Source organism: Comamonas sp. GCA5, assembly GCF_036541385.1.
In the GTDB taxonomy this organism is placed as follows: domain Bacteria; phylum Pseudomonadota; class Gammaproteobacteria; order Burkholderiales; family Burkholderiaceae_C; genus Comamonas; species Comamonas aquatica.
Genome location: NZ_JAZHFR010000009.1, coordinates 64915 through 77891 on the forward strand (window position 1 = coordinate 64915; position 12977 = coordinate 77891).

The 12977-nt window shown below is 65.1% G+C and carries 14 protein-coding genes and 2 pseudogenes; 10 read left to right on the forward strand and 6 right to left on the reverse strand.

What is annotated here, in order from left to right; genetic code table 11:
* Positions 1–358: 358 nt before the first annotated feature.
* Positions 359–736 (reverse strand): ArsR/SmtB family transcription factor, encoded by a 378-nt coding sequence (locus tag SJH88_RS03930; protein WP_008786737.1) that lies wholly within the window; start codon positions 734–736, stop codon positions 359–361.
* A 43-nt stretch (positions 737–779) separates the two neighbouring features.
* Entirely contained in the window at positions 780–1877 is a 1098-nt protein-coding gene (locus tag SJH88_RS03935) for a cation diffusion facilitator family transporter (protein WP_008786738.1), read from the reverse strand.
* A 224-nt stretch (positions 1878–2101) separates the two neighbouring features.
* Here SJH88_RS03935 and SJH88_RS03940 point away from each other — a divergent pair, with 224 nt between their 5' ends.
* Both SJH88_RS03940 and SJH88_RS03945 read left to right on the forward strand, forming a co-directional pair.
* Positions 2102–2359, forward strand: coding sequence for a metal-sensing transcriptional repressor (locus tag SJH88_RS03940; protein ID WP_019396551.1), 258 nt, complete (start codon positions 2102–2104; stop codon positions 2357–2359).
* A 9-nt stretch (positions 2360–2368) separates the two neighbouring features.
* Positions 2369–3679: an MFS transporter gene (locus SJH88_RS03945; RefSeq protein WP_021162751.1), complete on the forward strand. Its 1311-nt coding sequence runs from the start codon at positions 2369–2371 to the stop codon at positions 3677–3679.
* A 38-nt stretch (positions 3680–3717) separates the two neighbouring features.
* Here SJH88_RS03945 and SJH88_RS03950 read toward each other — a convergent pair whose 3' ends face one another.
* On the reverse strand, positions 3718–3999 hold the full coding sequence (locus tag SJH88_RS03950) for an ArsR/SmtB family transcription factor (RefSeq protein ID WP_019396552.1): 282 nt from the start codon (positions 3997–3999) through the stop codon (positions 3718–3720).
* 313 nt (positions 4000–4312) lie between these two features.
* On the opposite strand from SJH88_RS03950, the gene SJH88_RS03955 reads away from it, so the two are divergent.
* The 4 genes from SJH88_RS03955 (at position 4313) to SJH88_RS03970 (ending at position 8634) form a co-directional block, all read left to right on the forward strand.
* A complete protein-coding gene (locus SJH88_RS03955) occupies positions 4313–6808 on the forward strand; it encodes a heavy metal translocating P-type ATPase (RefSeq protein ID WP_008786742.1) in 2496 nt (831 codons plus the stop codon).
* Between the two features lie 15 nt (positions 6809–6823).
* Positions 6824–7303, forward strand: coding sequence for a Cu(I)-responsive transcriptional regulator (gene cueR / locus SJH88_RS03960; RefSeq protein ID WP_021162749.1), 480 nt, complete (start codon positions 6824–6826; stop codon positions 7301–7303).
* A gap of 16 nt (positions 7304–7319) precedes the next feature.
* Positions 7320–7658 carry an ISC system 2Fe-2S type ferredoxin gene (gene fdx, locus SJH88_RS03965; RefSeq protein WP_008786744.1) on the forward strand — a complete coding sequence of 113 codons (339 nt, stop codon included), beginning with the start codon at positions 7320–7322 and terminating at the stop codon, positions 7656–7658.
* 217 nt (positions 7659–7875) lie between these two features.
* Positions 7876–8634: a MauE/DoxX family redox-associated membrane protein gene (locus SJH88_RS03970; protein WP_008786745.1), complete on the forward strand. Its 759-nt coding sequence runs from the start codon at positions 7876–7878 to the stop codon at positions 8632–8634.
* 74 nt (positions 8635–8708) lie between these two features.
* Here the strand turns inward: SJH88_RS03970 and SJH88_RS03975 are convergent, their stop codons facing one another.
* Both SJH88_RS03975 and SJH88_RS03980 read right to left on the reverse strand, forming a co-directional pair.
* Positions 8709–8903, reverse strand: a complete 195-nt coding sequence (locus SJH88_RS03975; RefSeq protein WP_003821167.1) for a heavy-metal-associated domain-containing protein — start codon at positions 8901–8903, stop codon at positions 8709–8711.
* A 57-nt stretch (positions 8904–8960) separates the two neighbouring features.
* Positions 8961–9299, reverse strand: a pseudogene (locus tag SJH88_RS03980) (Lrp/AsnC family transcriptional regulator); the annotation flags it as partial.
* Here SJH88_RS03980 and SJH88_RS03985 point away from each other — a divergent pair.
* The 3 genes and pseudogenes from SJH88_RS03985 to SJH88_RS03995 all read left to right on the forward strand — a co-directional run.
* A pseudogene (locus tag SJH88_RS03985) lies at positions 9292–9450 on the forward strand (4-hydroxyphenylpyruvate dioxygenase); the annotation flags it as partial. The pseudogenes SJH88_RS03980 and SJH88_RS03985 overlap by 8 nt on opposite strands.
* Before the next feature lie 286 nt (positions 9451–9736).
* A complete protein-coding gene (locus SJH88_RS03990; RefSeq protein ID WP_008786747.1) occupies positions 9737–10681 on the forward strand; it encodes a LysR family transcriptional regulator in 945 nt (314 codons plus the stop codon).
* Positions 10678–10956, forward strand: coding sequence for an EexN family lipoprotein (locus SJH88_RS03995; protein ID WP_008786748.1), 279 nt, complete (start codon positions 10678–10680; stop codon positions 10954–10956). Before SJH88_RS03990 ends, SJH88_RS03995 begins: the two co-directional genes overlap by 4 nt.
* Here SJH88_RS03995 and SJH88_RS04000 read toward each other — a convergent pair.
* Positions 10946–11197 carry a hypothetical protein gene (locus tag SJH88_RS04000; protein ID WP_124014400.1) on the reverse strand — a complete coding sequence of 84 codons (252 nt, stop codon included), beginning with the start codon at positions 11195–11197 and terminating at the stop codon, positions 10946–10948. The genes SJH88_RS03995 and SJH88_RS04000 overlap by 11 nt on opposite strands.
* On the opposite strand from SJH88_RS04000, the gene SJH88_RS04005 reads away from it, so the two are divergent.
* Positions 11192–12977: conjugal transfer protein TraG (locus SJH88_RS04005; protein ID WP_274753656.1), on the forward strand; the 1786-nt coding region annotated here is incomplete at its 3' end. The two genes, SJH88_RS04000 and SJH88_RS04005, sit on opposite strands and share 6 nt — an antisense overlap.

The following is a 12977-nucleotide window of genomic DNA, read 5'->3' on the forward strand; positions in this document are numbered from 1 at the left end:
AGGCTAGGCGTTACAACGAAGGCAAGGTCAAGCCCTTTGGGTTGCCCTAGCGGGCAGGCTGCATGGACAAGGTGGTGGGAAAACCCCGCGTCGTCGCTGTGGCCACTCCGACATCCAGCTCACGAGTGCCGTTGTGCGGTTGAACCGGTCGGTCTTGTGGGTGATTGCGAGCGCGGGAGGCTCAGGCGTCCAAGCTGCCGCCGCCCATTGCTGTGCCTGCGCGGCATCCCGGCGCCCAGGCAGGGCCCGCGATTCAGGGTGTTGCGCCCAGGCCGCATCGAGGACGTCCTTGAGGCTAACCGGCGGCGTGGGTACCGGCGCCTCGCAACCTGCCATTCGCCTGGGTGCTTGGGCCTGGTCAGTCGTCGGCTTTGTCCTCGGAAATGTGGACCGCCATGTCCTGCAGCACCTGGCTGACGTGCTGGTCCGCGATGCTGTAGAAGATGTGCTTGGCTTGGCGTTCGCCGCGCACGAGGCGCGCACCGCGCAGCAGCCGCAGGTGATGGCTGACCAGAGACTGCGACAGGTCGAGCGCTTCGGCGATGTCCCCCACGGCGACCGAGCCATGCATGCACTGCAGCAGGATCTTCAATCGCGATTGGTCGCCCAGCAGGCGGAAGGTCTCGGCCAGAACAGCGACGTCACTTTGCGACATTGCGAGGGCATCGGTCGCCGCGTCGTGGCTGGTGGTCGAGCATTGCGCGGTGTCGGCGCTGGTGGTTTTGCGGGACGTCATGGATGCAAATCCTCAAGTGGAGTGCGAGCCGGCTCGCGCGGCCTCAATGCCTGTGACCAGGAGCGGAATGGTCGTGGTCATGGCCGTGGCTGTGCCCGCCGCCATGCTTGTGATTGCCATGATCATGGCCGCTGTGGTCGTGCCCGCTGTGGTCATGACCGCTGTGATCGTGGCCGCTGTGGTCCTGACGCTCCGACGTGGGCTGCAAGCTGCAGACGTTCTCGTCGGTGCCCGAGTTCCAGTCGATCCCGACCGTGGCGTGTTCGATGCTGAATTGCTCTCGAAGCACCGCTTCGACGCGCTTGACCACGGCGCGTGCTTCCTCGTCCACGTTGGGGCGAACGTGCAGCGTGGCCATCGTGCGCCCGGAGGTGAGCTGCCACACGTGAACGTGGCTGACGGCCGCCAGGCCCGGCACGGCGCCCATCAGGCCTTGCTCCACCTTCTCCGGCGAAGCATCCTCCGGCGCGCCTTCCAGCAGGATGTGGATCGACTTGGCGAGCAGCTTCCATGCGCTGCGCAGGATCAGCGCCGCGACCAGGACCGACAGGATGGGATCGATCGGCGTCCAGCCCGTGAGGTAGATGACGATCGCAGCGACGATGGCGCCGACCGAGCCGAGCAGGTCGCCCATCACGTGCAGGATGGCCCCCTTCACGTTGACGTGATCGGTCTCTCCGCGGGTCATGATCCACAGCACGAGCACGTTCACCAGCAGGCCGAGCACGGCGACGATCATCATCGGGCCGGCCAGGATCACGGGCGGCGCCTGCAGCCGCTCCCACGCCTCGTAGGCGATCCAAGCGACGATCGCGAACAGGGTCACGGCGTTCAGGAAACCGGCGATGACCTCGAAGCGCAGGTAGCCGAAGGTGCGCTTGCTGTCGGCCGCGCGGCGGCCGAACCGGAATGCTGCGTAGGCCAGTGCGAGCGCCGCGGCGTCGGTCAGCATGTGGCCCGCGTCGGCCAGCAAGGCCAGCGAGCCCGACAGCACGCCTCCGACGGCCTCCACGACCATGAAGCCGAAGATCAGGAAAAAGGACAGCAGGACCTTGCGCTCGTTGGCGCTGGTCACGGTCGGGGTGTGGTCATGATCATGGTCGTGATCGTGACCATGGTCATGTGCGTGGGATTGGGACATGGGGCCTCGGGAAACTGGGTCTTTGACTGTGGCTCAAAATATAACACATGAACATGTTTTCATGTGAATTGTTGTACACATTTGTGTTCGCGTCTCACCACGGCCGGGATGCCGCTCCGGGCAATTGCCTTAGCCTGGCTCGGCGACCATTCCCCCCGCCTGGCAAGCAGCCGTTGATCTAACATCCAGTGGCAGTATCCCCCCTGGGGGGATATGATTTCAGCATGGAAGACATGCATAAGCACACCACCCATCCCGACCTGGTGAAGCGGCTCAAGCGCGCCGAGGGGCATCTGCGGCACGTCATCGGGATGATCGAAGGGGGAGAAACCTGCCTCGACATCGCCCGCCAGCTCGCGGCGGTGGAAAGCGCGGTGACGGCGGCCAAGCGCGTCCTGATCCACGACCACATCGACCACTGCCTGTCCCATGACGAGGACTCCGTTCTGACCGAAATGAAGGCGCTGACCAAACTGCTCTGAGGCCGTCCGATGCTCTCCGTCCTGAATAACCGCACCTACCGCCACCTGTTCACCGCCCAGGTGATCGCGCTCGTCGGCACCGGCCTGATGACGGTGGCGCTCGGCCTGCTGGCCTACGAGCTGGCCGGCGCGGATGCAGGCGCGGTGCTCGGGACGGCGCTGGCCATCAAGATGCTGGCCTACGCGGGGGTCGCGCCGGTCGCGCAGGCCTTCGCCGACCGGCTCCCGCGGCGCTCGCTGCTCGTGGCGCTGGACCTCGTGCGAGCGGCCGTCGCGCTGTGCCTGCCCTTCGTCACCGAGGTCTGGCAGATCTACCTGCTGATCTTCGTTCTGCAGGCGGCATCCGCCGGCTTCACGCCGACCTTCCAGGCCACCATCCCGGACATCCTTCCCGACGAAGAGGACTACACGAAGGCGCTGTCGCTGTCCCGGCTGGCCTACGACCTGGAAAGCCTGATTTCCCCGATGCTGGCCGCCGCGCTGCTGACCGTCATCAGCTTTCACAACCTGTTCGCGGGAACGGTGCTCGGTTTCCTCGTTTCAGCCGCTCTCGTGGTCAGCGTGCGGTTGCCCACGTCCGTCCCCGGCCCGCGCCGCGGCATCTGGGAGCGAACGACGCGCGGCACGCGCATCTACCTCGCCACGCCTCGCCTGCGGGGCCTGCTGGCGATCAGCCTGGCCGTCTCGGCGGCCGGCGCGATGGTGATCGTGAACACGGTGGTGCTCGTGAAGGCGCGTTTCGGCCTGGGCGAAGTCGAGGTGGCGTGGGCACTGGCGGCGTTCGGAGGCGGCTCGATGGTGGCCGCCTTCGTCTTGCCGTCCCTACTGGAGAAAGTAGCCGACCGACCCGCGATGCTCACCGGCGCCGCTGTCCTCGTCGTGGGCACGGCGATCGGCGCACTGCTGCCGAGCTATGCGCTGTTGCTGCCGCTGTGGCTGGTGATCGGCTTTGGCTACAGCGTGGCGCAGACGCCATCCGGCCGTCTTCTGCGCCGCTCGGCCCACGCCGAGGACCGTCCAGCGATCTTCGCGGCCCACTTCGCGCTGTCGCACGCCTGCTGGCTCATCTGCTACCCGCTGGCCGGACGCTTCGGCGCGGCCATGGGGCTGCAATCGACGTTCGTCGTCATGTCCTTGATCGGCCTAGCTGGCGTGGCGCTGGCGCTTCGGCTGTGGCCGGCCAGCGACCCGCCGGACTTGGCCCATGACCATCCGAACCTGTCGGCGGATCACCCCCACTTGCGTCAGCACGCGAACCAAGGCGGGCACCATCACGTGCTGGTCGTGGATGACTTGCACCGGATCTGGCCGAAAGGATAGGCCTCACGGGACGCGGTAAGGGCTGTTTCGCACCAAGGCTAGTCGTCGCTGTTGTCCTCAACGATGTGGATGGCCATGTCCAGCAGCACCTGGCTCACGTGCTTGTCCGCTACCTCATAGAAGATCTGCTTGGACTGGCGCGCGCCCTTGACCAGACGGGCTCCACGCAACAGTCGAAGGTGATGGCTGACCAACGACTGCGAGAGTTCGACGGCTTCCGCGATGTCGCTTACCGACGTGGACCCCTTCATGCAGCACAGCATGACCTTGAGCCGCGACGGATCGCCCAGGAGCCGGAAAGTCTCGGCCAGGATGGTCACGTCATTCTGTGACAGGGAGGCCAGATCGGTGCTTGGGCCCTTCGGTGGGGCACTGGCTGGTTTGCGTGGAGTCATCTCTCAAAAATTCCTACCCTCGAACGGCTGTTCGTGCCCTTCAGGATCAACGAGGCTGCGACCGCTTGAGCGCGCGCACAGCCCGGGACCAGGGCGAGCCTGGCGACCAAGGCCCCTCGTTTCCCCCGTGCGCCGGGCCATTTCTGAAACCTGACAGTACCCGAAAAAAGCGCTTGACCTTCCCACGATGGTAAACCCTAAGCTCCCCCATGTCGAATATCAACTATGGGAAACAACCATGAGCATGCCAATAACGAGTGATGCTCGTGCCACCGCAGCAGCGATCAGCCTACCCATCGAGGGCATGACCTGCGCGAGCTGCGTCGGCCGAGTCGAGGCCGCCCTGGCCAAGGTGCCGGGCGTGGACAGCGTGTCCGTCAATCTCGCCACCGAGCGGGCGGACATCCGCCTGGCCAGTCCTGTCGATCGCATCGCGTTGATCCAGGCGGTCGAGAAGGTCGGCTACGACGTGCCGGCTGGCACCGTCGAACTGGCGGTCGAGGGCATGACCTGCGCCTCCTGCGTGGGCCGCGTCGAGAAGGCACTCAAGGCCGTGCCCGGCGTCACCGAGGCCACGGTCAACCTCGCGACCGAGCGTGCCACCGTGCGCGGCGTGGCCGCCGTGGCGGACCTGATCGCGGCCATCGAGAAGGTCGGCTACGAGGCCAACCCGGTGGATACCGGCGCGCAGGCCGACGAGGAAGCCGCCGAGAAGAAGGACGCCGAGCGCGCCGAACTCAAGCGCGACCTGACCCTGGCCGCCGTGCTGGCGCTGCCTGTGTTCGTGCTCGAAATGGGCTCGCACATGATTCCCGGCATGCATGAGTGGGTGGCTTCCACCATCGGCATCCAGCAGAGTTGGTATCTGCAGTTCGTGCTGACCCTGCTGGTGCTCGCCATTCCGGGCTGGCGCTTCTACGAGAAGGGCTTCCCGGCGCTGTTCCGCCTGGGTCCCGACATGAACTCGCTGGTCGCGGTCGGCACGGCCGCAGCCTTCGGCTATTCGATGGTCGCCACATTCGCGCCCAGTCTGCTGCCGGCCGGCACGGTGAACGTGTACTACGAGGCGGCCGCCGTCATCGTGGCGCTGATCCTGCTGGGCCGCTTTCTTGAGGCACGGGCCAAGGGCCGCACCTCCGAGGCCATCAAGCGCCTGGTCGGCCTGCAGGCCAAGGAGGCGCACGTGCTGCGCGACGGCCGCATCGTGGACATCCCGATCAACGACGTGGCGCAGGGCGACATCGTGGAAGTGCGCCCCGGCGAGCGCGTGCCGGTCGATGGTGAAGTGACCGAGGGCCGCAGCTTCGTGGACGAGTCGATGATCACCGGCGAGCCGATTCCCGTCGAAAAGGCGGAAGGCAGCACCGTGGTCGGCGGCACCGTCAACCAGAAGGGTGCGCTGACGCTGCGTGCCACCGCCGTGGGCGGTCAGACCATGCTGGCGCAGATCATCCGCATGGTCGAGCAGGCGCAAGGTTCCAAGCTGCCGATCCAGGCCGTGGTGGACAAGGTGACACTGTGGTTCGTGCCCGCCGTCATGCTGGCCGCCGTGCTGACCTTCCTGGTCTGGCTGGTGTTCGGCCCGTCGCCCGCGCTGTCCTTCGCGCTGGTCAATGCCGTGGCGGTGCTGATCATTGCCTGCCCGTGCGCCATGGGTCTGGCGACGCCGACCTCCATCATGGTCGGCACGGGCCGGGGCGCCGAGATGGGCGTACTGTTCCGCAAGGGTGAAGCCCTGCAACTGCTCAAGGACGCCAAGGTGGTGGCCGTGGACAAGACCGGCACGCTGACCGAGGGCCGCCCGGTCCTGACCGACCTGGAGATTGCCGACGGCTTTGACCGCAACCAGGTGCTGGCGAAGGTCGCCTCTGTCGAATCGCGCTCGGAGCATCCGATCGCACGCGCCATCGTCGAGTCGGCCGTGGAAGGTGGCATCGCGCTGCCGACGATGACAGACTTCGATTCGGTCACGGGCATGGGCGTGCGCGCCACCGTGGACGGCGCGCGTGTCGAGGTCGGTGCCGATCGCTTCATGCGTGAGCTGGGGTTGGACGTGAGCGGCTTCGCTCGCACGGCCGAGCGCCTGGGCAATGAGGGCAAGTCGCCGCTGTACGCCGCGATCGACGGCCGACTGGCCGCCATCATCGCGGTGGCCGATCCGATCAAGTCCAGCACGCCCGCGGCCATTGCCGCGCTGCACCAGCTCGGCCTGAAGGTGGCGATGATCACTGGCGACAACGCGCGTACCGCGCAGGCCATCGCCAAGCAACTGGGCATCGACGAGGTGGTGGCCGAAGTGCTGCCCGAGGGCAAGGTCGAAGCCGTGCGCCGCTTAAAGGCCACCCACGGCCAGATCGCCTACGTGGGTGACGGCATCAACGATGCGCCGGCGCTGGCCGAGGCCGACGTGGGCCTGGCGATCGGCACCGGCACCGACGTGGCGGTGGAGTCGGCCGACGTGGTGCTGATGTCCGGCAACCTGCAGGGTGTGCCCAACGCCATCGCGCTGTCCAAGGCCACCATCGGCAACATCCGCCAGAACCTGTTCTGGGCGTTTGGCTACAACACGGCCCTGATCCCGGTGGCCGCTGGCGTCCTATACCCCGCATACGGTGTGCTGCTGTCGCCGATCTTCGCGGCCGGAGCGATGGCGCTGTCCAGCGTGTTCGTGCTCGGCAACGCGCTGCGCCTGCGCCGCTTCCAGCCGCCGCTGGCGGCGGATACCGCTCATTGAGAAAGGAGGAACACCATGAACATCGGTGAAGCATCCAAGGCCTCGAAGGTCTCGGCCAAGATGATCCGCTACTACGAGCAGATCGGCTTGATTCCCCCGGCCGACCGGAACGATTCGGGCTACCGCGCCTATAGCCAGGACGACGTACACCGGCTGCACTTCATCCGGCGTGCGCGCGACCTCGGCTTCTCGGTGGCCGAGATCACGGACCTGCTGGGACTGTGGAACGACAAGTCGCGCCGGAGTGCCGACGTCAAGCGCCTGGCGCAGCAGCACATCTCCGAGCTGGACCGGCGCATCGCGAGCATGTTGGAGATGGCCGAGACGCTCAAGGCGCTGATCCGGTGCTGCGCCGGCGACGAATGGCCCGACTGCCCGATCCTGCACACGCTGGAGCAACTCGATACCAGCGACGACGAGCCCGAAGCGCGCACCGGCGCCGTGCCACGGCGTGCAAGTGGCAACGCAGCGGCAAAGAAGCCGCGTGCGCACTGAGCAGCCGGGAGAGACCATGCCCAAGATCACCGTCTTGCCCCATCCTGAACTGGCGCCCGAGGGCGCCGAGCTGAACGTGCCGGTCGGCACCTCGATCTGCGAGGCGCTGCTAGACAACGGCATCGAGATCGAACATGCCTGCGACATGAGCTGTGCCTGCACGACCTGCCACTGCATCGTGCGCAAGGGATTCGATTCCCTCAACGAGGTCGAGGAGTGCGAGGACGACCTGCTTGACCGGGCCTGGGGGCTAGAGGCGCAATCGCGCCTGAGCTGCCAGGCCATCGTGGCGAACGAGGACCTGACCGTCGAGATCCCGAAGTACACGATCAACCATGCCAAGGAGAACCACTAGGACCCAGCGTGCCGCCGCGGGCGCGCCGGCCTGCGGCGGGGTTGCTCTGGCAGACGGAGGACTGACGGCGTTGCAGCCTGACGACCGCCCCGGGAGCCAGATGCCTACACCCCCTTGCACCACCGCCGGTTAGGCTGGAAATGTCGTCAAAGTCCTTCAATCCGTGATAGTCGGCGCTGCGGCCGGCCCATGAAAAGTCCCACAGGAGAAGTCCAGCATGTCTGCGCCCAAACAAGCCACGCTCTACCGGATGGTCATGCCCGGCCATACCTGCCCCTACGGGCTGAAGTCGCTCGATCTGCTCAACCGCAAGGGCTACGAGGTCGAGGACAAACACTTGGCGAGCCGCGAGCAGACGGATGCGTTCAAGAAGGAGCATGGCGTCGAGACCACGCCCCAGGTCTTCATAAACGGGCGGCGCGTGGGCGGCTACGACGACCTGCGCAAATTCTTCGGCATGTCCGTGAAGGACAAGAACGCCGTGACCTACACCCCTGTGATCGCGCTGTTCGCCATGGCGGCCGCGATGGCGCTGGCGGCGAGCTGGGCGGCCTTCGGCCAGCTCTGGAGCATTCAGGCGGCAGAGTGGTTCGTGGCCTTTGCCATGTGTCTCCTGGCGCTGCAGAAGCTCAAGGACGTGGACGGCTTCGCGACGATGTTCCTCAACTACGACCTGCTGGCCAAGCGCTGGGTTCGGTATGCCTATTTCTACCCGTTCGCGGAGGCCATCGCAGGCGTCCTGATGGTCGCGGGCGTGGGGATGTGGGTGTCGATTCCGTTGGCGCTGTTCATCGGGACCGTCGGGGCCGTGTCGGTTTTCAAGGCGGTCTATGTCGATCGCCGGGAACTCAAGTGCGCCTGTGTGGGCGGGGACAGCAACGTGCCGCTGGGCTTCGTGTCCCTGACCGAGAACCTGATGATGGTGGCGATGGCCCTGTGGATGTGGGCCAAGGTCGCCTACCTTGGGATGCACTGAGCGCCGCGCCAGGTACGGCGCAGCGCACGTGCTCGCATCGGCCGTCCTGTGTGCAGGCCGGCCACGACGCGGTGTTACTGCGCGCGCGGCGGGAAGCCAGCTTCGCTCAGGGCCGCGGCGATCTGCTCTTGCGAGGCCGAGGTCTGGACCTCGACACGGCGGGTCGGCGGGTCCGTGACGATCTTGGCGTTGGGGTCGATCGTTTGGATCGTTTTCGTAACGGTGCGGGCGCAGCCGCCGCAGGTCATGTCTTCGAGATGGAATTGCATGGAAAACTCCTTTCGGGTTGGGGTGTTTGAAGTCTGGTCCTTGCCACGGTTGGAAGGTCAAGCGCTATTTGCATCCCCGCTACACCAATCGGCCGAATGCTCATAGGGCAAGGCCGTGGTGCTCTTTACCCGATCCAGCACGAAGCTTGTCTTGCAGTCCTGCACGCTGGGGTGCTTGAGCAGCGTGTCGAGCACGAAGCGAGAGTAGTGAGCCATGTTCCTGACGACCACCCGCAGCAGATAGTCCATGTCGCCGGTCAGCGCATGGCATTCCACGACCTCCGGCCATTTCTGGACCGACGCGCGGAACACGTCCATGGGATTGCGCTTGTGCGAGTCGGAGTGCTTTTCGAGACGCACGTTCAGGTAGGCCGTGAGCGTGAGGCCGATCTTCTCCGAGCCGCTGCTCGGCCCGGTGTTCTTCGAGTTCATCGAGCGCAAGGGCAACTACCGCGAGGGCTTCGGCGAAGGTAACTTCGGTGCCTTGTTCGAGTCGATGGAGCGCGACCAGATCAACCGCGGCGCGCTGGAAATCAACCCAGCCTGATTCGGGCTTTCCCCCTGAAGGCATAGCACCTTCCGCATCTCGCGAGCCCCGGTGGGGCTCGCACTATTTTGGCAAGCGGCCTCCACGATGCCCATTGGCCCTCGTGCAGCTTGCACCATTCATCTCCTCACAATCGAACATCACCACGGCACGGTGCAGGCTTCTTTGACTAATATATGAACACATGTATAATTGTTTATTCAATATTTGGCCTCAGCTCGACTGGTGCTACAGCAGGCGTGCATCTCGTCCCCCGAATCAACATGGATCATGGAAGGACAAGACTATGGAACTTCGTCACTTGCGCTGCTTCATTGCGGTTGCTGAGGAACTCCATTTCGCCCGCGCTGCCGAGCGGCTGCACATCGAGCAGTCTCCACTGTCACGGGCCATCAAGGAACTGGAAGAAGAACTGGGCGTGATGCTGTTTGCCCGCACCACGCGCAGCACTCGGCTGACCCGTGCGGGCGAGCTGTTTCTGGAGCACGTGCGCCGCGTGCTCTCCGCCTTGGAGCAGGCACGCGATAGCGTGAAAGCGGCAGCAAACGGTTTTCATGGCCAGTTGCGCGTGGCATTGTCCGACGGCATCACGCCGTCGCGCCTTTCTGCGTTGCTCGTACTTTGCCGCCAGGAAGAACCCGAGGTCGAAATCCGGTTCTTCGAGGTGCCCCTATCGCAACAGATCAAGGGGCTGCATAGCGATCTGTATGACGTAGGGTTTGCTCAATCCGACGAAGTGGGCGACGGTATCGTCGCCACGCCCGCATGGAGCGATGCGCTGATGGTGGCCGTGCCAGCTCGGCATCCGCTTCTGGCCCACAAGCGCATCCCCTTGGATGAGTTGCTTCGCTATCCACTGGTTCTGTGCGATCCACAGGCATGTGAGGGCCATGCCAAGCAAGTTGAACGGGTGTTGCGCCGTGCGGATGTGGAGCCACTGATTGCAGAGAGGGTTTCGTCCACCGACCTGATGATGGCCCTAGTCTCGGCCGGTTTTGCGCTCGGCCTAGCAGGCAGTGCACACATTGCCGCCAGCCGTGAGCCGGGTGTAGTGGCCCGGCCGCTAGCTTCGCGCGTGTCGCCCCTCACGACCTATCTGTTGCGGCTGGACGGAGATCCGTCCGACGAGTTGGCGCGGTTTATTGAGCGCGCACAGGCCATCGAACAGCCGGAAACCCCCAGGCCCATACGAGGCCGTAATCCCGATCACCCGGAGGAACTGACGCCATGAAGAAGATCATCCCATTCTTGCTGGTTGCCGTGTTGACTGCCTGCGGCCAGTCCGATGGGCCACAGAAGTCCGCCGGTTCCGCAGCCAACATCCCGACAGTGGAAGAGCTGGCGGCCAACCCCGAACGGCTCAAGGAACTGCGCCAGCAGTGCAAGACCGACCGCCCCAAGCTGGGCGACGTGTTGTGCAACCGGGTGGCCGAGGCCACGCGCAAGCGGTTCTATGGCGACGGGGAAACGCCCTACACACCGCCGAAGGAGCCGCCTAAGTTTTGATCGTGGCCGCTTCGCCACGAATATTGGATTTCCTGACCGACACGCCGCAACGCGCCTGCGCTTGCGACGTTTTTCGTTGGCTCGCCACCGCGCTAATTCTTTCTTTTTGCTCGATCTTTCTGCTTAAAACGGTCTTTGACCGGCACTGACGCGGCACCGATCCTGACGCCTCCGGCACGTCCTTGTGCCGCTTTTTCCATGAGGAATCGGCGCAGGAGAAATCGGAGGCCAGGTCATGCAAGGGACGAACGTGCTGTTCGGTCAGATCGCCGTGGTATTCGGCATCGTGATCGCCGGAGTGTGGGGTGCCACACAATGGACAGCAGCAGCCCTTGGCTATCAAGTACGCCTTGGCTCGCCCTGGTTCGATCTTCTTGGCACGCCGATCTATCACCCGTGGAAGCTGTTTGAGTGGTGGTTTTCTTACGGCGCCTATACCCCGGAAATCTTCGACACCGGCGGAGCCATCGCTGGCAGCAGTGGCATGGTCGCCGTGGCCGTCGCCATTGCCATGTCGGTCTGGCGCTCGCGGCAGGCACGCCTTGTCACGACCTACGGATCGGCCCGCTGGGCGAACGCGCATGACATTCGCAAGGCGGGCCTCACGCAGCCAGAGGGCGTGTTCCTCGGCCAGCACGACCGCCAGTACCTGCGCCATGAGGGGCCAGAGCATGTCCTGACGTTCGCACCCACGCGCTCGGGCAAGGGCGTCGGCCTGGTGGTGCCGACGCTGCTTTCTTGGCCCGCGTCCGCCGTCATCCACGACATCAAGGGCGAGAACTGGCAGATCACCGCAGGCTGGCGCTCGCGCTTCTCGCATTGCCTGCTGTTCAACCCCACGGATGCGAAGTCGGCGGCCTACAACCCGCTGCTGGAGGTGCGGCGCGGCGCGCATGAAGTGCGCGACGTGCAGAACATCGCGGACATTCTGGTCGATCCCGAAGGCGCGCTGGAGAAGCGCAACCATTGGGAAAAGACCAGCCACGCGCTGCTGGTCGGCGCGATCCTGCATGTGCTCTACGCGGGCGAAGACAAGACGCTGCGCGGCGTCGCCAACTTCCTCAGCGACCCGGCCAGCCCGTTCGAGCTGACCTTGCATCGAATGATGACCACGCCCCACTTGGGCGAGGGGCCGCATCCGGTAGTCGCGTCGGCGGCGCGTGAAGTGCTCAACAAGTCGGACAACGAGCGTTCCGGCGTGTTAAGCACCGCCATGTCGTTCCTCGGCCTGTACCGCGATCCCACGGTGGCCGAAGTCACCTCGCGCTGTGACTGGCGCATCGCCGACCTGATCGCGGCCGAGCATCCGGTGTCGCTGTACCTGGTGGTGCCGCCTTCGGACATATCGCGCACCAAACCGCTCATCCGCCTGATCCTCAACCAGATCGGGCGACGCCTCACCGAATCGCTGGACGGCAGCGACGGCATCGAACGCCGCCACAAGCTGCTGCTGATGCTCGACGAGTTCCCGGCCCTGGGGCGGCTCGACTTCTTCGAGACAGCCTTGGCCTTCATGGCGGGCTACGGCATCCGCAGCTTCCTCATCGCGCAGTCACTCAACCAGATCGACAAGGCGTATGGACAGAACCATTCCATTCTCGACAACTGCCACGTCAGGGTGACGTTCGCCACCAACGACGAACGCACCGCCAAGCGCATTTCCGAGACGCTGGGCACTGCGACCGAGCTGCGCGCGCAACGCAACTACGCGGGCCACCGGCTCGCGCCGTGGCTGGGCCACCTCATGGTGTCGCGCCAGGAGACGGCCCGCCCGCTGCTGACGCCGGGCGAGGTGATGCAGCTTCCGCCGGACGATGCCGTAGTGATGGTGTCCAGCATGGCGCCGATCAAGGCCCGGAAGCTGCGCTACTACGCCGACGCCAATTTCAAGCAGCGCGTGCTGCCGCCGCCCGAGCTGGCGGACGGCCGGTACGCCGACGCGCCGCCACTGCGCCCCGACGACTGGAGTGGCCTGGCGATTCCTGCCGTGCCTGCCGCGCCTGCGGCCGATGCCGCCGAAG